This window comes from Mesorhizobium sp. WSM4837, from assembly GCF_055811435.1.
Genome location: NZ_JBVVQE010000103.1, coordinates 1 through 18,015, shown reverse-complemented (window position 1 = coordinate 18,015; position 18,015 = coordinate 1). Strand labels below are relative to the sequence as shown.

Genomic DNA, 18,015 nt, shown 5'->3' with positions numbered 1-18,015 from the left:
ATGGCTACGCTACAAAGGCTATTGCGGTTACCGCTTGCCTAAACCCACACCAATAAAAGATCCGTGCACCAACGCCACGTCGAGGACGAAACCATTCTGGCCGACGGCGCGCGCCAAAGCCAGTGCTTCTTGCCATTGATTGCGACCACGCATTCGTCCAGGTGCCACTTGTCACCGAACTGTCCCCCTGATCAGTCCTCTGATGGAAGGATAAACTTCACCCGGTCGCCCGCGAAGCAAGATATGTCAGCCCAGATCGGTGCTCGATTCTGGTCGCACATCACCAAAACGAGTTCCGTAACGGGCCTAGTTCGTGGCTGCTGAAGCAGCCTCGCTTCTTCAACTGCGGGCATCCGGCTTAGAAGAAAGCTACTTAATCGCCTTTTTTCAGCAATACCGTACGATTTCAAAGTGTCAGTTATAGATCCTATTGCTTTATACCGTTCCAAGAATCCGGGAAATTTACCAATTGGGAGGTAATTATTTGAAACGATGACGACACGCTGATCGGCAAAAGCTTTCGTCTTTATGTAAATTACGCTCTCACCTTTCCTATGGTTAAGCAGCGACGCTACTTCCTGAGAGGCGGCAATCGGCCCTACATCGATCACCTCGCTTCTGGTATTGACGTTGATCGATGTCAAATAGTGGCAAAATCGGTTATCGCCGCCGAGATCGTAAGGCAGGATCGCATCCTGAACGAATGTACCACGTCCGGGTTCGATTCGGATGAAGCCATGCTGCTGGAGACTGGCGAGCGCCTTCCTGGCTGTGGTCTTGCTGACCTGAAATCGATCGGCGATCTCTCCCTCGGGCGGCAGCCGGTCATCCGGACCCCACCGACGATCCAGGATCTCGCCCCTGATCGTCTCTTCGATGTGACGCCAGACCGGCATTTTCGCTACATATTCAGCAGCTTGCTGCATTCTCCAACTCTCTGCTTGGCTAGGATTTCCTGACCTATAGCCTATTTAAACGCGGCCAAAAACCTGGGCTTGCGCACCTTCACATGTTTGTAACAAACCACCGATAAAGGTATATATGTTATGATAGCCATCTACATCTTTCATGCCGAGCGGAGTTAAAACTGTGCATATAGTCGTTATCGGAGCAGGGATCATAGGCGCCTCAGTTGCGTATCACCTCTCTCAGAGAGGCGCAAAGGTCCACATCTTTGATAGCGCGCGTCCTGGTGCGGGGACGTCAACATCGACATTCGCCTATTTGAACGCGTTCCGCTTCGCTGCCGGATATGCCCAACTGCGAATTGCCGCGCTCAACTACTGGGATGAGTTAGCAAAGGAGATTGGGGCTTCAGAGTTCATCCACCGGGATGGGAGTGTGTACTATGTCGACAACGAAGCCGGTGCCGCTCAGCTCGAAAAACACGCCCTCGACTCGTCTGCGGCAGGACTCGCCTGCGAACGCTACTCCGGTAAGGAGTTTATTGCTCGGTTTGAACCGGACCTCATTTTCCCGGAAACGCCTTACCCGGTGTACCGGATGCCAGGAGAAGGTCGGATGGAGCCGATCCCTGTCGTCGGTAGGCTACTCGCAGGCGCGAGGGATCGAGGAGCTCGTCTCTTCGTTGGCGAGAATGTGCTGGGATTCGAGGAAAATGACTCCGATGTAACTATTAGAACTGATCAGCGGACGTTCACCGTGGATCGAGTGCTCGTTTGCACGGGGCCGCAAACGCCAGACTTGCTCGCAAAGATCGGCGTCGACTTGCCTGTAGCTACACAGCCTGGCGTCACGACCATCACTCGCCCGCTACCGATCAGGCTTCGGCATGTTGTCTATGCGGGCAAGGTCCATTTCAAGCCAGACGGGAGCGGAAGGATTCTCGCGGGCCGTACCGACTATCGAAAAGAGATGCCGAGCAAGGAAGAAGCTGAACAGGCGGGACGGGAGACTACGTCGCTCGTCAAACCGTGGGTGCGAGGCTTTGGCGAAAATGAGATGGAGAGTTTCCGCATAGGTGTCCGCCCAATTCCTGGCGACGGAAAACCGATGGTTGGCCGACTTCCCGGGCACAAGCGAAGCTGGATCGCGGTTACCCATAGTGGCATCTCCTTATCGGGACTAATTGGCAAGCTCGCAGCATCAGAGGTTCTATACGACAAAGAAGAGGCGATACTCGCGGATTATCGCCCGAGCCGCTTTCAGCAAGGTGCAGAAATCCGGTCAGAGTTCGCCCCATGGGGACCTGGCGATGAAGTCAGAGTCGCCGTCTAAGAACTCGAAATCGGAATGGATACTCTGATGTCTTTGGAGTTGAGGGGAATATCTAAAACATTCGGCGGACAAAAGCCAATACTCGATAATATTGATCTTTCGATCCCGCCAGGGGAGTTCTTATCGTTGCTTGGGCCGTCTGGTAGCGGGAAGTCGACCTTGTTGCGTGTCATCGCGGGTCTCCTCGACCCGGACGGCGGCAATGTCCGGCTCGACAACAAACAAGTCGACGGCTTGTCTCCAAAGGAACGCGACATTGCGATGGTATTCCAGACTTATGCTCTCTACCCGCACATGTCCGCCTTCGACAACATGGCCGTGCCGCTGCGTATGCGGCGCCTGAAACTTGCTGACCGCATCCCAATTCTTCGTCATCTGACGCAGAACGGAGACACAGTCCGGACGATCCAGAGCGAGGTTGAAAAGGCTGCAAATTTTCTCGGTATCGAGGATCTTCTGTCCCGAAAACCCGGTCAGTTGTCGGGAGGTCAACGGCAACGGGTGGCGATCGGGCGAGCGATCGTGCGCCATCCACGCGTGTTCCTGATGGATGAGCCGCTGTCAAACCTAGATGCAGGCCTCAGGGTTCAGATGCAGTCGGAACTCATCGACCTTCACGCTCGACTTGCTGCGACCATTGTATACGTCACGCACGACCAAGCTGAAGCAATGACGATGTCTCATCGCATTGGGGTCATGTTCGATGGGCGAATCTTCCAAATCGATAGTCCCTCCGAGATCTACTCAAACCCGAAACATATTCGTGTTGCCCGCTTCATCGGCACGCCGGAGATCAACGTAATTGCCGGCGAAGTCATAGATAGATTTCTCTGTGTTTCGGGCCAAAAACTGCCAGTCCGTATGTCGGACATGGTGAGCGGGCCAGTGAAGCTCGGAATTCGGCCGGAATCCGTTCGACTTGCCTCGAAAGGCGACGCGTTGTTCGTCGGCCGTGCGGAACTGATTCGTAACCTTGGCAGCGAAGTACTGCTCGCCGTCGTTCTGGAGAATGGCCGGAATGAACGCATCACTCTACGTCTCCATCCCTACGAGGAAACCGTCCCCGAGCGAGGGGCGGAAGTCTTCCTGACTCTCGACCCGACAAGATGCCTTGTCTTCAGTAGTGAAGGTGGACGACTCGCCGTATCGCTCCAGAATACGAGGGAGACGTCAGTTGCTTGATTCCAGCAGAGGCTACATCCCGCTAGCGGTGACCGATCAAGTGCCGTCGAGAACAGGAAACGAGGCAGCGAAGGCCTACATCTTCATCAGCCCGGCTGCCATCGCCTTGCTCTTGTTTGTCTTTGGCCCGGTCGTCGCTGTGTTTGTGTTTTCCCTTTCGAATTGGCAACTCGGCGATAGCACCTTTCAGATCTCCGGTTTGGGAAACTACCGAGAGCTCTTGAGCGACCCGATATTTTGGGCCGCCCTCGGCAACACCGCGACCTATGCGGCAATTGTCGTTCCGGGCTCTATTGCTCTTGGCTTGATGGTGGCTCTTTTGATCGAGGCTGCGCCGAGTGGACGCACGATCTATCAAACTATCCATTTTCTACCGGTGCTCGCGACCATGGCCGCCATGGCGTTGTCATGGGAAGTTCTCTTTCATCCAACCATAGGCGCTCTGAACAGTTTTCTTGCCCCCCTGGGATTTGCCAAGCAAGCGTGGCTGACCGACCCCAGGCTAGTCGTCATTAGTCTCGCGATCATTGGGATTTGGCAGAACGCTGGCTTCTGCATGGTCTTGTTCGTGGCGGGTCTGCGCACGATCCCGCAAGAATTATACGAAGCATCGGATGTCGACGGTGCGGACGGACTCTGGGATCGCTTCAGGACGGTCATTTGGCCACAACTGGGACCGGTTACTATCTTCGTGTTCGTTCTCGTTGCAATCCGTGCGTTCCAAGTCTTCGACACCGTTGCAATGCTGACCCAGGGCCGCCCCGGTTCGAGCAGCCAAGTCCTGATGTACATGGTCTATTCAGAGGCCTTTCGCTTCTTGCGAACAGGATATGCCGCAGCAATTACGGTTGTGTTCCTCGCAACCCTGTTCGTGCTCACTCTTCTCCAGATGAGGCTCGGTGAACGAAGGGTGCACTACTCTTGACAACGTATCGCAAATTGCCGTTGTCGCGGCGCATTGCGCGCCATGTCGCCCTCTGTCTGACCGGCGCCTTCATGCTCTTGCCGTTCGTTTGGATGCTGAGCACGTCGTTCAAGTCATCCCAGGAGATCTTCCAGTCACCCAGTCTATGGCACATCCTACCGAAGCGTTGGAACGTGATTGATAACTATGTGGGTGTCTTCGCGGATACCGACATGCTCCGATTTCTCGCCAATGGCGTGATCGTCTGCGTAGGAATTTTGGTGCTGCAGTTGGTTATCGCCTTCCCATGCGCCTATGCTCTGGCCAAGCTTCGCTTTCCCGGCAAAGAGAAATTCTTCCTGCTTACCGTGTCAGCGCTGCTGATCCCAGGACAAGCATTGGTCGTCCCGCTCTATATTCTTTTCTACTACGTAGGGCTCCTCGACAGCTACCTAGGCCTTATCCTTCCGCACTGCATTTCGGCGTTCGGGATATTCCTGTTCCGGCAGTTCTTTCGGTCGATTCCGGATGACTATGTTCATGCTGCCCGTATTGACGGCATGAGTGAGTTGGGAATCGTTGTCCGCGTTATGGTGCCCCTTGCAGTACCCGCTGTTCTTGCCTTCAGCGCGTTCTCGATTTCGAGCCACTGGAATGATCTCCTGTGGCCGATGATCGTGGTGCAGTCGCGGGAACTGGCGCCGCCACCGCTTGGCCTTGTCTTCTTCAAGACGGCTGACCAGGGCGTTGACTACGGGCATATGATGGCGGCGGCAACCATCATCGTTGCTCCGCTAGTAGTCGTCTTTTTCTTCGCCCAGAAGTGGTTTCTCTCGGGTTTTCAGGTTCAGTCGAGGTGACACTCATGCACGTGGATAGCGCCGCGGGTTAGCCGCAGTGAAGTAGCCAGTTTAGCATCGGCTCTGAATCCGGCTGGAGACGCGCTCGACGCTCCGGCTTGGGACGATACGTGTCGAGCAAGCCCGTCAACACAACTCTACCCTTCTCATCAGGAGTGAGACATGACCCTTCGCATATTTGCCACGATGGCCTTTGCGGCCGCCGGCGTCCTAACCGCTTCCGCCGCCGAACAATCCACCGTCTCTGTCCTGGTGGAGGCCGGAACGATCAAATACCACGAGCAGATCGCTTCCGAATACATGAAACAGAATCCGGATGTGAAGATTGAGTTCCGGTCTCCCGTTTCCGACTATGCTGAACTGGTCAGGCAAGCCTTGCTGGCGTCCCAGACCAATACGCTTCCGGATATCGGCTTCTTCGGCAACAACACGCTGCGCACACTGGTCGAGCATAAGGTGGCGCAGCCACTGGATGAGATGATCGATGCCGAGCCGGAAAGAGACGCTCTCGGTTTCGACGAGCCGATGCTCCGCATCGCTCAGTATGACGGAGGGCAATTCGGCATTCCCTTCTCCACCTCGCTGCCGGTTATCTTCTACAATACGGACCTCGTTCGAAAAGCGGGCGGCAATCCGAACAAGGTCCCTGGGTCATGGGATGAAGTCGTGTCGCTCGCTGCCAAGATCAGCCAGTTGGACGAGGGTACTGCCGGCATCTATATCCGCATGGAAGATACCTGGAATTGGCAGTGCATGGTGTATGCAGCGGGTGGCCGGATGATGTCGGAAGACGAAAAATCCGTGTTGTTCGATGAAGAGCCCGGACTTAAGGCGACACGTCTTCTTGCGCGGTTCGGCGCCGAAGGCAAAATGCCGAGTGTCACCTGGAATCAGGCGCGCCAGCAGTTCAGTGCCGGGCAGTTGGGCATCCTCATCGGCTCAAGTTCGAACACCGAAGGTCTGGTCGCCGCAAGTGGCGGACAGTTCGAGGTTAAGTCGTACGCTTACCCCGGCCTCAACGAGAAAAGCCGACTCCCCGCCGGCGGGAATACCGCGGTGATACTTGCCAGCGATCCGGCAAATAAGGCAGCCGCTTGGCGCTATCTCAAATTCGCGACCGGTCCTCAAGCCCAAACAACCATGGTCAAGGCGACAGGCTATCTCCCGATCAACCTGACAGCCAAGAACGCAAAAACTTTTCTCGGCGATTTTTACGCTCAGCACCCGCTGCACGCTGTTGCGCTGAGAGAGGCCAAGTACGCTGCCGAGCGCTATGCCTTTCCAGGAGAGAACGGGCTACGCATCGATGAGTTGATCGCTACCAATCTGCTGGACGTTATCTATCAGAGAGCCAAGCCCGATGAAGCGCTTCGTCAGTTGGCCGACCAAGCGGAAAGCATGTTCTAGCATTAAGGAACTCTTTTGCGGCAAGAGCGAGTTCGCTTTTGCCGCATCCGCTATTCATGAATAATCGAGTCGCAAACATGCAGAATATAAAGAAAGTCGTCGTCGTAATCTTCGACGGTCTTCGTCCCGATTTGCTCTCCGAGGAGCGCACCCCAAATCTTACCTCTTTTGCTCAAAGCGGGACGTGGTTCCGCGAGGCGCGAAGCGTCTTTCCGAGCGTCACTCGTGTGGCAACCACCAGCATTTCGACTGGCACTATACCTGCGCGGCACGGAATGATCGGAAATCTGTTTCTGTTCCCTCCTGTATCTACGACGAAGACTTTTGACTCCCGACTTCGGAAAGACGTGTTGATCGCAGAACAGGCGACAGGCGGCCGCTTCATCACGTGCGAGACCTTGGCGGATCACCTGGCAAGAGCCGGAAAGCGGTTGGCGGTCATCCAGACGGGCACCCCTGGCGCGACACATTTTCTCAATCCGCGTGCCGCCGAGCACAATCACTGGACCTTTTCCATTCATGGACGGGGTTCCACGCCGACTCCCGGCGCAGTAGACGAAGCTGTTGCGGCACTCGGCCCTTTCGCTGCGGACAAGGGATCACCACGTTTGGGCGATATCGAGTATGCAACACGGCTGGCGACGGACTATGTATTTCCGAAGCTGGGACCGGATGTGACGCTCATCTGGTATAGTGAACCCGACGTTGCATTCCACTACGAGGAAATCGGTTCCCCAACATCGCGCCAGACGCTGAACTTCGTCGATCGATGCTTCGGTCGGCTACTCGAATGGATCTCCACACAGGCAGATTGTGAAGAGTACGCGGTGATTGCGGCGTCAGACCATGGGCACATCTCAACCACGGCTCAGATTGATCTCAATGGTCTTCTGACTCAGGCGGGCTTTCCGGCGAAGGAGGGGGATCTCGACGGAGCAATCCTTGCGACAACTGGTGGAAGCTGCGGCGAGATCCGTGTCTTGAACAAAGATCGCCGGACGATCGAGCATGTGTGTGTCTGGCTACAGGATCAAGAGTTTATCGGCATGCTCTTCTCGAAGGGCCGCAACGATATCGAGGGGCAATTGCCGGGCACATTCTCGTTTGAACTTGCGGGCCTGGCGCACGATCGTGCTCCCGATCTGTTCTTTGTGATGCAGTCAGACGAGGGCTTGGACCAGCATGGTTTGCCAGGACGAAGCTTGTTTACGGACATGGTGCCCGTCGGTGGCGGCATCCATGGCGGTTTGAACAGATACGAGATGAATACGCTTCTGATGGTCAGAGCGCCCGGTATCATTCCGGTGGCTCGCGTCACCAGTATGCCAGCCGGAATAATAGATATTGCCCCCACAGTTCTCGACCTACTCGGGATAGCCGTCCCCGAGTCGATGACCGGCATCTCCCTGGCGAAGCTTAATGAACCCCCGCCAGAGCCGGAGCGCTACGAAGTACGAAATGGCAGCTGGTCTCAAGAGATCGATCTCATCGGTGATGAGACACGGTGGTTCATCCGCCGTGGAGGACGTTTGCTCTAGCAAGACAAACGAAGGATATGCCATGAGTGCGAAATTTCGCGACCATAGAAATGGCGTCGTTTCGGAAATTTGAGACCGACGGCCTCTACAAGCGGGAACGGCTGAACGCTGGGCCGCAGGGTGGTCGTCCTGTCGGCCACGGGAACTCGCCAAGTCGTCAACCGACGGCCAGCGCTGGAAAATCTCGTTCGGGCGTCAGTTCCTCCACCGCTATAGCGAGTTCCGCGTCATAAGCTTGTAAGCTTGCGCGCCAAGGCGACGATCATGGTGCGGCGAATGCGTCCCTTGCCGGCGCCGACGCGCTCATGGAACCAGTGTGCGAGACCACTATCGGGCTGATGGCGTAGCCACAGCCAGGCAAGCTCGATAGCCGTTCGACGCGGACGCGGGTTGCCTGATCTCTGGATACCTTGATCACGTGATCACGGATAACCGCGCCACTGCTCCAGGGGCTGGATGCAAGGCCGAGATAGCCGGCGACCTCACGGCGGTTCTGGAAATCGCGAAAGAACACCTCGTTCGTCAGCACGTTGCAGCGGCAGAGACCACCGGGTCCGTCGTTTTCTGTCGCCTTTGGCCGGGCTACAAGCACCACCTTTTCGGCCTGTGGGAGAATTTGGACAATCGAAAGACCGGGCGAGACCAGCGAGCGGAAGGCATGGAGCACGGGCGAATCACCGGCGTCGACTGCGATTCCGACTCTATGGACTCATTCGCACCGCCCGTGAATCCCGGCACCTGCACGAAATATGCGGAAGAACCCCTGATTGATTGACGCTGACGGCGCTCTCACGTTGATTGCCGCGCCGCATGAGGAAGCGGATGAACTCCTGATGCCGGTGACGCTGCATGTTGCGGCCAATGATGGAGCCGTCGAGAACATTCAGGGCAGCGAAGAGTGTCGTGGTGCCATGGCGCTTGTAATCATGGCCCCTCTTCAAAGGAAGTCCTGGCTGCGTGCGATCGAGCGCCTGGATCTGGCTCACATGGGGATTTGCGGGTCAAGAGGTTCGGATCAGGATTCGATGGTAAATCTCCGCTCGTTGCTCGGTATCCAAGGTCTGAGCCGTTTGCATGACCCGGCCCCTTTCCGATGCCGCTTCAAACTCACATCCGGTCGCCGCTAACATCGGCCGCACCAACATCCCTGTGTGGACGCCCCTTCGGATGCAAGAAGTTTTTTCTAAAGGCCACGGCAAGATTTGGCGCGATCTTAAGGCCACGACGCTTGACGTCGACCAGCAGCTCGCGCCAGCTTTGCGCACCCTCGCGAATACCGGTCTGGAAGCCGACAAGTTCCTTCTTGCCCTCGGGTGTGGCGCCGATCAGAACCAGCATGCATTCGGCATGGTCTTCCATCCGGGCCTGCAGATAGACCCCGTCCGCCCACACATAGACATAGTGGCGCGCCGAAAGATCGCGCTTTTGCCAACGATCGTATTCGGCGTTCCACTGTGCCGTCAGTCGCGTGATCACCGAGGGTGACAGGTTAGGCGCCTCTTTGCCCAACAGGGCCGCCAGAGCGCCCTGAAAATCCCCCGTCGAAACGCCGCGCAAGTAGAGAACGGGAAGCAGCGCATCCAGACTGCGCGTCCGACGCGCCCATTTGGGCAGGATCGATGAGGAAAACCGGACCCGGTCCGCTTCGCCGGTCGCGCCGCGATCCCGGACCTTCACCCGGCTGACAGGCACCGGCCCGATCCCCGTCTGGATGCTCCGCTCCGGGCCGTGACCATGCCGGACAAGGCGCTCACGACCATCGGCAAGCTTGAGATCCTTCATCTCGGCAAGAAACGCCTCGGCTTCCATCTCGATCGCCTGCGCAAGCAATTTGCGCGCGCCGCTGCGAAGCACATCCGGGGATCATCGATTTCGTCGGGCTGACGAAGGCGAACAATGTTGATAGTCTCGTTCATGGCGTATCGCTCTCCTTGAGAGGTTCTGGCAGGCTTCATCACCCGCCTTGATACGCCGCTCTCCTCAAACCGTCATCACCCAGTTTCCGCCATAGCTCTGGGTTCCGGCAGAAGCAGCGCTTGCCACGAAATGGGCGCGCTCTCATTCGACTCTAGAGCATCAAGGGCGGACTGAAATGCCCTGGTCTTTGGCTGATTATCAATCGCGCTATATAGAGTTTTGCTGGCGGCCGCCACATTGCCGTCCCTTCGGTACGCTTCAGCGAGCGTCAGCGCGAACGCTGTCTCATAAAGACCCGTCAGTTTCAGTCCGTTCTTCTGGTATTTTTGCTTGTAGTATCCCTGATACAATGACGCGATTGCAGCAACCGGCCATTCGACGTCTCGTGACAGCGCGAACCGCACGGCGAGACCTTCGAGTGACGGCGGGTCAAGGAGCTTATCGTAGCGCTCGACTAGTTTAGCGCCCTCTGGAAGCTGAACTTCCTGCCCGACGAGAACATGGAAGAGGCCATAGAGAGCGACCATGGGCAGCCTGTGGACGGCTTTGGCTCGAGGGATAAGAAGTTCGTATTTGCGAAGTAGGTCGCGGATGTCCGTTAGCGCCGCATCGGGAACCTTCTGCTGAACTTGGGCAAGTAGGTCCAAGAAGCCGCTCATTTTTTTGAGCGCGATGCCAGGCCGAAATCGTTCGTGTTGCCAAACCCAATACTGGGGAGCCATTTCAACTTCGACGATGTTTGGAAAATCGCTTTGGTATCGATAGCTTTCCTTCTCGACCTTCGGGCCATTGCGCACATATTCAAAAATGAGATGGCGGGCCAAACGCGCCAGTCCATTCAGCGTTAAGACAGGTCGGCCGTCGTGGCTGGCAGTCTCACCCAGATCCCAGATGTTGCTGATCTGCTTCGGAACAGGAGCAATCGTGTGAATGTACTTCGACCGGATGGTGTAGGCTTGCGAGATTGCCTCGGCCAGGTCGGCTTTGCTAACCGGCCGCACTTGGCCCTCCGCCTCCTGCCTGAAGTAAGGACCCAAGTTCTCGAGGGCAAATGACCGAAATCGACGAGCCAACCCAATATGTTCGACTTTAAGCAATGCCTCACGAACTCGGTCTCCAGTCTCTTCAGGAGCTCCCTTCAGGGCCTTGTCCACGGCCGATCGTTTTCGCTCGTCATAGTCGTCCCACTTTGCAGCCGGCCCCTACGAAGCTGTCGACCCTGACAACCGCCTGGTCGCGCGGACGCTGGAACGAGACTGGGAAGCAGCGCTGGCGACGAAACAGGCGCTCGCGGATGACCACCAGCGAGCCCTTGCGCGACAACCTGAGCGGCTAACGGCGCAGGAAAAGGACGCGGTTCGCCAGTTGGCAGAAGATGTGCCTTCCCTGTGGAAGGCGCAGTCCACTACATCGCGAGACCGACAGACTATCGCCCGTATGATGCTCGATCGCGTGGTCATACGGGTGTTCGGAGAGACCGAACGTGCCGAAATAAAATGCCACTGGGCAGGCGAGGTCGTGACGACACATCCGATCATTCGAACCGTGAGACGCTTTGAACAACTCGAGCATCACGACGAAATACTGGGTCGGATCGCGGCGTTGCGTGCCGAGGGGGTGACCGCCCGACAGATCGCCGACGATCTCAATGCGAAAGGCTGGACGCCTGCGAAGAAACCAATGTTCGACGCGTTGATCGTCCAGAAGCTTCTGGCACGAAAGGGGCTTGGAAAGAAACGACCCATCTGGTCCGGCAATGTCCCCCGTCGCGGCGACGACGAGGTGACACTGTATGAACTCTCCGAACAACTCGGCGTCCATCGTCAGACCGCCTACGGCTGGCTCCGGCGCGGAAAGCTTAAGGGGCGCATCGCCAATGTAGGGGCACAACGGATCTGGCTCGTCAGCCTGTCCCACGCCTCAACAGGAATCCGGACTGGAGAGTCGTCATGACAACACGATCGAGACGCCTTTTCCAAGCTCAAGGCGCTGCTGCGCGCCAAGGCCGAGCGGGGACCATCAAGGCACTATGGGACGCCGTGGGCTCGGTCCTCGGCCAATTCACCCCCGTCGAGTGCGCATAACTAATTCAAGGCTGCAAGATATGAACCGGATTAAACAGGACGCGCTCTAGCGTGGCCAAGGACATCACGATTAGTGGGCGACCTGCCAATCTCGCACCGTGATATAGCTTGTCCACTGTCGCGATCCCGACAGAATTGTATCGTCGCTAACAAACGGAACCAGCCGCGCAAAGCCAACCTATTGCAATAACAACAGCGTTTTAGCTGGCATGGCTCTTGCCACTTGAACTGTAACGTGCGCTCCGGCACAGAGCCGCTTCCAGCGGATCTCACGAGCATTGCGCATATGTAGGCCAAAGGACTTTTCTACAGCGAGGTCAGGGCGACGATGAGTAATCATCCCGTTTCACCGAGTTCATTGGACCTGAGTTTATGGAGGAGGTCATACAATGAGCGAGGCGATTTCGTTTGGAGAGGAAGTCTTGCCGGTGACGGGGTCATCGACCGGCCTCAAACGGCTCGTCGAAGTCCTCAACGCTTGAGAATGACGCGGCGAGCAAAAAAGGGGAAATGAAATGACTGTCAGTGCTCCCAAAAAAGCCGTCATTCTCGCCGCCGGCTTCGGCTCTCGATTACGTCCGCTGACCGATTTGCGACGTCGTCGTCACGGCATTTTGTGTCGGAGCATCCATCGTACTGGCGACAAGATCATGAGGAACTGCCGGTTCGGTTATTGGCGTAATTCTAGTCCGCAACGCTCAGAAAGGCCCTTACCATGCCGGCGATAGAAGTAGCCTCTCCCGTTGACTTTCATGACATCAAACAAGTCCGTGAGTGGGTCAACAACACGGTTGCTACCAAGCCATGGCGGCCGAGATTCTTTGCGGCCTTCGCGGCGGCTCTGAATGCGCACCTTACCCCGCACGGAAATGTCCTGGAGATGGGGTCAGGGCCCGGTCACTTGGCGGATCATATCCTCCGAAATTGCCCGATCGACACGTACACCGCGCTCGATTTTTCCGCCGCAATGCACATACTCGCGAAGGAGCAGTTGGGCGATCTAGCGGACAGGGCAAGGTTCGTTGAGCGCGACTTCCGGAAGCCTGACTGGACTGCCGGCCTAGGCTTGTTCGATGCCGTCGTCACAATGCAAGCGGCCCACGAGGTTCGGCACAAAACGCACCTACCATTGCTTTTGCAGCGGGCACGGCAGCTGATCCGGCCCGGCGGAGTCTTTCTCTTCTGTGATCACTACACGGAGGCTGGCAGCAAGAAGAACCCGGAGCTGTACGTGACTAGCGATGAGCAACCCCTTTTATTGCGGGATGCCGGTTTCACCGGAATTACCCGACTGCTCGACGAGGGCGGTATGGCGTTATTCAGAGCCACAAATACGTCCGTTGCTGGATAGCCAAACGGATGCCGGCGACGCGGAGCCGTGGGCTCAGCTGGATTACGTCGGCTGGGGCCGCCCCGGCTTCCCTGCCGCGAGCAATTAGTAATATTCAAGCAAAGCGAAGATGAACCCATGGATCTGGGACTGAGGGGTAAGAAAGCTGTAGTGTGTGGTGCCAGTCGAGGTTTAGGTCTCGCCTGTGCGCGGGCGCTCGCTCGGGAGGGGGCCAATCTCGCCTTAGTAGCTCGCGATAACGCCAGTCTCGCCGCCGCCGCCAAATTGCTGCAAGCCGAGTACGACACCCGAATAGCCGTCGTCGCAGCGGATCTAGCCACCCTCGAAGCCGCGAGCGTCATTCGTCGCGTCTGTCCCAAACCTGACATACTCGTTCTGACAACTCCCCGCCTCGCAGAAGGCCGGGCGGCCGTATCGACGGATGAGGGACTGGGAGCCGGCTTGGCTGCTGGATTGATGTCACCTCTGAGTGTGGCGCTCGCCGTTCTTGACGGTATGTGCGAGCGAAGGTTCGGCCGGATAGTTACCATCTTAGGAAGTTCGACGAAGGCCCCGCAACCCTCGCACATAATGGCTAATATTGCCCGGACCGGATTGGCGGGTGGGCTGGCGAGCCTCGCGCGTGAAGTGGCGCGCTTCAACGTCACCATCAACAACGTGCTTACCGGACCCGCCGAAACGGAGGGACTTGCGGCGACTTGGCAGGCACGCGCTAGTGCGTCCGGGAAAAGTGTAGAAGCCATTCGTGCGGAAGCGGTGGCACGGATTCCCTCTGGGCGCCTCGCTAGACCCGATGAGGTTGCCGCGTTGTGCACAATCTTATGCGGCACTCAGTTTGGGCAAGTCACCGCGCAGAACATTGTAGTCGATGGAGGAGCATATCCTGGGCTTTTTTGAGGTCTGCTGCCCTGAACATAATACACCAACCAATAGGGGCGATGATGTCTTCCAATGAAGCAATAGATAATGCGGCAATTGTACCGATCGCGAGGGTTGCAGGAGTTGTGTCACGACGGAGCTCCGGCGGATCTTGCGCTGGGCTGGCGTGGCTAGCGGCGACAGACGAAGCTAAATCGCCAGACATATCAATCCAGATCCCGTCCGCATTCGAAAAAGTCGATCGTGTACTAAAGGAGCTCGGCAGTCGCCGCGAGAACATAATTTCGGTCACGATGTATTTGACTGAGGAAGGTCATCGTGGCGTTCTCAATGGCTTTTGGGACGATTGGATCGGTCCTGATCAGCGCAACTGGCCCCAAAGATGCTGCGTAGTCGTGGCGCTGTCCCCCGGGACCCTTTTTGAAATTACCGTGGTAGCTGCGGTCGGCTGACAGACATGGACCGGACCGATATTGCACCACATGAGATTTATGCTTCGAAAACACCACCCCGGATGGTCAAGTCTTCGGCGGCAAAAACAGTGTTGCCTGCCAATGTCCTCCGTCTTTTCCTCTTGTCTCTTTGCCAAATTGCTGCGTGGGGAACGATTTACTATTCGTTCACGGCACTTGTCGAGCCGATGAGGCTTGATCTCGGTTGGGATCAGAGCAGCCTTATAGCCCCATTCTCCCTCGCGATTGTGATTTCCGGAGGGACTACACCGATCATCGGGGAAGCCATTCAACGCTTCGGACCTCGCAGCGTAGCCGTTACCGGCTCTCTTCTCATCGCGGGCTGCTTCACAGTCTTGGCAAACGTCACCGACTACGACAGCTACGTTGTGGTGTGGATCGTGATCGGGGTCTGCATGGAAATGGTGTTCTTTCAATCGTTGTTTGTGTCCATCGTGCAACAGGAGCGAGTTGATGTGCGCAAATCAATCAGCTTCGTTACACTACTCACCGGCCTTAGTGGTTCTATATTTCTTGGGCTTGCCGGCTTCGCGGTCTCCGCAATCGGTTGGCGCGGCACCTTCTATGTGTATGCAGTCGTACACGTTGTCGTTGCAGCAATTCAAGCCGCGTGTCTTCGTGGTTCGGGTCGCAATTCAGCACAGCCCACGCTGAAGCCCGAGACTGAGTCGACCGCTCAGCGAACGCCAAGACTTTTTCGTGACTACAGGTTTTGGTTCCTGATGATTGCGTTCTCGACTACAGGGCTGACGTCCGCGGCGCTCGCAGTTCATATTTTACCCATCCTCACCACCTCCGGAATCGACCAAGTGACCGCCGTCGCAATTTCCGCGTTGAGCGGACCAGTTCAATTTGGTGTTCGGTTGCTTCTAATATTGTGGGGCGCCCGCTTAGCGACCCCTCATCTTGGCTTCCTGACATTTGCCTTCGAGAGTTGCGCCCTCATTTGCCTCTCTTTTGCATCGTTGTCGTCGTGGTTCGCCGGATGCTTTTCGGTGCTCCACGGCGTTTCATCAGGACTAATGTTGCTGCTTCAGGCCGAGTCAATTCGCGGGATATTTGGGCGGCAGGAGTTTGGCCGTGTTCAGGGATACCTGATGGGGCCTGCGATAGTCGCACGGGCTACAGGCCCGATAGTCCTCGCACTGCTTCTTGCAGTCGGATGGGGATATAACCTGCAAAGTCTGATGCTGGGCGCCACGTCGATGGTGTCCTGTCTGATTTTCTATTCGGCCACCAAATCATTGACCCGCAAGGATATTCAGGAAGACTAGCGATGGTAAATCCAATTTCTACATACGGGTTTAGTGCCGGCCACATCAACGGCAGTTTCACTCAACTCGAGGCCTTCTTAGATCGTTTGGTTGGAGCGGGCGCGGGTCATTGTGAACTATACATTGGAGAGCTCGACGTTGTGTCTGGTGGTCGCGTTCTTCCAGATCGACTTCGGCGCTTCCGCGAGATCTGCCGGGCCCGCTCCCTCGGGTACACATTTCACCTTCCGCTGGTTGCAAATCTCACGGATCCGTCTCGAACTTCTTCGGATCAACAGGTATTGAGCGCTTTCATCGATGTGGCGGGGGAGATTAATGCCGACGTGCTGGTGCTGCACCCAGGCAGAATGCCGACCGGACTGACTACATCAAACCGGGAAGCGCTACTTGATCACGAGAGGGAACGGCTGTGGTATCTGGCGGAGCGCGCTGCAGGCATTGGTGCCTCAATATCACTCGAAAATCCCCCACCAAGTCGCGACGTCGTCGCAGGGAATATCGATGCTCATGGCTTGAATCCATCCGATGTTCTGTCTCAAGTGAAACGCGCGGCTCATTCTAACCTGCATGCAACGTTAGATTTCAGCCACGCTTGGATTGCAGCGTCATATTGCGGGTTCGATTTCATCGAGGCAATTAAAGCGCTCGGGCCAGCCGTTGGGCATCTTCACATCCATGATTCACACGGCAAACCACCTCTAGAGCCCCAAGCCCGATTCTCTGACGACGTCGCCTATGGCGTCTATGACCTTCACCTGCCCGTAGGTTGGGGTACGGTGCCCTTCGAGGAAGCGATGTCCGGTTTGTCGATTGCTCCAGGAACCCGTGTCACAATCGAGCTTCTCGAGAGGTTTTGGGACGAGCTCGAAGCTACGTTGTCCGCTACGCGAGCTCTTTGCCAACTGTTGCCCGCATCGGGGCAGAAACTTGACGTGTCGCACGGCTCTTAACAGCCCGAAGATCAGGCACTGGCATCGCGGGCTAGAAGCACACCGAAACGCGGGTCTCGTCGCCAATCTCGGTTGGCTACACCTTCGCGTTTAACCAACCCGGGCCCCTACGGTTTAGCGGGAACTGGCACCTTCACGGATATGGTACCCCTTGGAGGTGGTCTGCACGGCGGCCTTAACCGACAAGAACTGAACACCCTCCTCATGATCTCCGCGCCAGGCATAGTTGGTGCAGGGTGTGAGGCAGACGTTCCAGTTGGCATCATAGACATAGCCCCACCACGCTAGTCCCTATGATTGCTGGGCCTGGGGTGGCCCGTCAATCTGATATGCAACGGTACGAGGGTTAACCCAACGCGGGATCCACCTCCGGAGACCAACTGAACGAAAAGGCCGCGGGCTGATCAGAGGGGACGATCCGATCTCGCAGCATTGGTCTGGCACAGAAATAATGCTGCAGGAGCCGACCTTCCTTCCCAATCCGGTGTTCCATTCGGTCAGCAAAAAAGCTGCTTCTCGTGAGCGCAGATCATCCATGGTTGTTACCAGCCGCAACCAAACGGTACCGGAAGTGATTGCGGATGTGTTCGTTGAAATAGCGGCCCTTGGCAAAGGCGACTTTGAACGCGGCAAAGGTATCCGGCGGCACGTCCTCAAACTCGTATCGTGTGCCGCTGGCGACGAACCACACCGAGAGCATTCTGCTATCCCGATCGTATTCCGTTTTGCGTATCGAGGTAGACGGCAGGTTCTGTTGCAAACTTTTTCGTTACGGGTTGTCTGGCAAGTGACCTCCGACATTTTTTCGGAGGTTTGTGATGTTCAGAGGCCGGCATTTCGACCGATCGGTCATCCTGGTGTGCGTTCGCTGGTATCTGGCAATATGGACTGAGCCTGCGCGATTTGAAGGAGATGATGGCCGAGCGTGGCATTAGCGTCGATCATTCGACGATCCATC

16 protein-coding genes and 6 pseudogenes are annotated in these 18,015 nt (G+C 56.5%); 15 read left to right on the top strand and 7 right to left on the bottom strand.

Translation table 11 applies throughout. The features are described from left to right. Positions 1 to 75: 75 nt before the first annotated feature. A pseudogene (locus AC0L3D_RS33905) lies at positions 76 to 173 on the bottom strand (DDE-type integrase/transposase/recombinase); the annotation flags it as partial. A gap of 18 nt (positions 174 to 191) precedes the next feature. Further along, entirely contained in the window at positions 192 to 926 is a 735-nt protein-coding gene (gene phnF, locus AC0L3D_RS33900) for a phosphonate metabolism transcriptional regulator PhnF (RefSeq protein ID WP_473505373.1), read from the bottom strand. Positions 927 to 1,068: 142 nt separating this feature from the next. Between phnF and AC0L3D_RS33895 the strand changes: the two genes are divergently transcribed. The 6 genes from AC0L3D_RS33895 (at position 1,069) to AC0L3D_RS33870 (ending at position 8,129) form a co-directional block, all read left to right on the top strand. Then, positions 1,069 to 2,238 (top strand): NAD(P)/FAD-dependent oxidoreductase, encoded by a 1,170-nt coding sequence (locus AC0L3D_RS33895; protein WP_473647274.1) that lies wholly within the window; start codon positions 1,069 to 1,071, stop codon positions 2,236 to 2,238. Between the two features lie 15 nt (positions 2,239 to 2,253). Continuing rightward, positions 2,254 to 3,420 carry an ABC transporter ATP-binding protein gene (locus tag AC0L3D_RS33890; RefSeq protein ID WP_473505377.1) on the top strand — a complete coding sequence of 389 codons (1,167 nt, stop codon included), beginning with the start codon at positions 2,254 to 2,256 and terminating at the stop codon, positions 3,418 to 3,420. After that, positions 3,413 to 4,345: a carbohydrate ABC transporter permease gene (locus AC0L3D_RS33885; RefSeq protein ID WP_473505379.1), complete on the top strand. Its 933-nt coding sequence runs from the start codon at positions 3,413 to 3,415 to the stop codon at positions 4,343 to 4,345. The genes AC0L3D_RS33890 and AC0L3D_RS33885 overlap by 8 nt, the downstream gene beginning before the upstream one ends. Next, complete coding sequence (locus AC0L3D_RS33880) at positions 4,342 to 5,184, top strand: carbohydrate ABC transporter permease (protein ID WP_473505381.1); 843 nt, start codon at positions 4,342 to 4,344, stop codon at positions 5,182 to 5,184. The genes AC0L3D_RS33885 and AC0L3D_RS33880 overlap by 4 nt, the downstream gene beginning before the upstream one ends. Before the next feature lie 162 nt (positions 5,185 to 5,346). Next, positions 5,347 to 6,591 carry an ABC transporter substrate-binding protein gene (locus AC0L3D_RS33875; RefSeq protein WP_473505383.1) on the top strand — a complete coding sequence of 415 codons (1,245 nt, stop codon included), beginning with the start codon at positions 5,347 to 5,349 and terminating at the stop codon, positions 6,589 to 6,591. Positions 6,592 to 6,668: 77 nt separating this feature from the next. Further along, positions 6,669 to 8,129, top strand: coding sequence for an alkaline phosphatase family protein (locus tag AC0L3D_RS33870; RefSeq protein WP_473505385.1), 1,461 nt, complete (start codon positions 6,669 to 6,671; stop codon positions 8,127 to 8,129). A 262-nt stretch (positions 8,130 to 8,391) separates the two neighbouring features. Here AC0L3D_RS33870 and AC0L3D_RS33865 read toward each other — a convergent pair whose 3' ends face one another. The 4 genes and pseudogenes from AC0L3D_RS33865 to AC0L3D_RS33850 all read right to left on the bottom strand — a co-directional run bounded on the left by AC0L3D_RS33865 (position 8,392) and on the right by AC0L3D_RS33850 (position 11,200). After that, complete coding sequence (locus tag AC0L3D_RS33865; RefSeq protein ID WP_473647273.1) at positions 8,392 to 8,796, bottom strand: hypothetical protein; 405 nt, start codon at positions 8,794 to 8,796, stop codon at positions 8,392 to 8,394. 145 nt (positions 8,797 to 8,941) lie between these two features. Continuing rightward, positions 8,942 to 9,112: pseudogene (locus tag AC0L3D_RS33860) on the bottom strand (IS630 family transposase); the annotation flags it as partial. 208 nt (positions 9,113 to 9,320) lie between these two features. Beyond that, a pseudogene (locus AC0L3D_RS33855) lies at positions 9,321 to 10,045 on the bottom strand (transposase); the annotation flags it as partial. Between the two features lie 75 nt (positions 10,046 to 10,120). Beyond that, positions 10,121 to 11,200 (bottom strand): hypothetical protein, encoded by a 1,080-nt coding sequence (locus AC0L3D_RS33850; RefSeq protein ID WP_473647272.1) that lies wholly within the window; start codon positions 11,198 to 11,200, stop codon positions 10,121 to 10,123. Positions 11,201 to 11,483: 283 nt separating this feature from the next. Here AC0L3D_RS33850 and AC0L3D_RS33845 point away from each other — a divergent pair, with 283 nt between their 5' ends. The 8 genes and pseudogenes from AC0L3D_RS33845 to AC0L3D_RS33810 all read left to right on the top strand — a co-directional run bounded on the left by AC0L3D_RS33845 (position 11,484) and on the right by AC0L3D_RS33810 (position 17,057). Beyond that, positions 11,484 to 11,999, top strand: a complete 516-nt coding sequence (locus tag AC0L3D_RS33845) for a hypothetical protein (protein ID WP_473505390.1) — start codon at positions 11,484 to 11,486, stop codon at positions 11,997 to 11,999. Between the two features lie 12 nt (positions 12,000 to 12,011). Beyond that, a pseudogene (locus tag AC0L3D_RS33840) lies at positions 12,012 to 12,134 on the top strand (IS630 family transposase); the annotation flags it as partial. A 511-nt stretch (positions 12,135 to 12,645) separates the two neighbouring features. After that, positions 12,646 to 12,723: pseudogene (locus AC0L3D_RS33835) on the top strand (sugar phosphate nucleotidyltransferase); the annotation flags it as partial. Between the two features lie 122 nt (positions 12,724 to 12,845). Continuing rightward, positions 12,846 to 13,481: a class I SAM-dependent methyltransferase gene (locus tag AC0L3D_RS33830; protein WP_473647271.1), complete on the top strand. Its 636-nt coding sequence runs from the start codon at positions 12,846 to 12,848 to the stop codon at positions 13,479 to 13,481. Between the two features lie 117 nt (positions 13,482 to 13,598). After that, positions 13,599 to 14,378, top strand: coding sequence for an SDR family oxidoreductase (locus AC0L3D_RS33825; protein ID WP_473647270.1), 780 nt, complete (start codon positions 13,599 to 13,601; stop codon positions 14,376 to 14,378). After that, positions 14,303 to 14,812, top strand: coding sequence for a Rid family hydrolase (locus AC0L3D_RS33820; protein ID WP_473647269.1), 510 nt, complete (start codon positions 14,303 to 14,305; stop codon positions 14,810 to 14,812). The genes AC0L3D_RS33825 and AC0L3D_RS33820 overlap by 76 nt, the downstream gene beginning before the upstream one ends. A 5-nt stretch (positions 14,813 to 14,817) precedes the next feature. Then, positions 14,818 to 16,107, top strand: coding sequence for an MFS transporter (locus AC0L3D_RS33815; RefSeq protein WP_473647268.1), 1,290 nt, complete (start codon positions 14,818 to 14,820; stop codon positions 16,105 to 16,107). Positions 16,108 to 16,109: 2 nt separating this feature from the next. After that, positions 16,110 to 17,057 (top strand): sugar phosphate isomerase/epimerase family protein, encoded by a 948-nt coding sequence (locus tag AC0L3D_RS33810; protein ID WP_473647267.1) that lies wholly within the window; start codon positions 16,110 to 16,112, stop codon positions 17,055 to 17,057. Between the two features lie 529 nt (positions 17,058 to 17,586). On the opposite strand, the gene AC0L3D_RS33805 is transcribed toward AC0L3D_RS33810, so the two are convergent. Next, positions 17,587 to 17,817, bottom strand: a complete 231-nt coding sequence (locus AC0L3D_RS33805; RefSeq protein ID WP_473647266.1) for a KTSC domain-containing protein — start codon at positions 17,815 to 17,817, stop codon at positions 17,587 to 17,589. A 58-nt stretch (positions 17,818 to 17,875) separates the two neighbouring features. On the opposite strand from AC0L3D_RS33805, the pseudogene AC0L3D_RS33800 reads away from it, so the two are divergent. Beyond that, positions 17,876 to 18,015: pseudogene (locus AC0L3D_RS33800) on the top strand (IS6 family transposase); the annotation flags it as partial.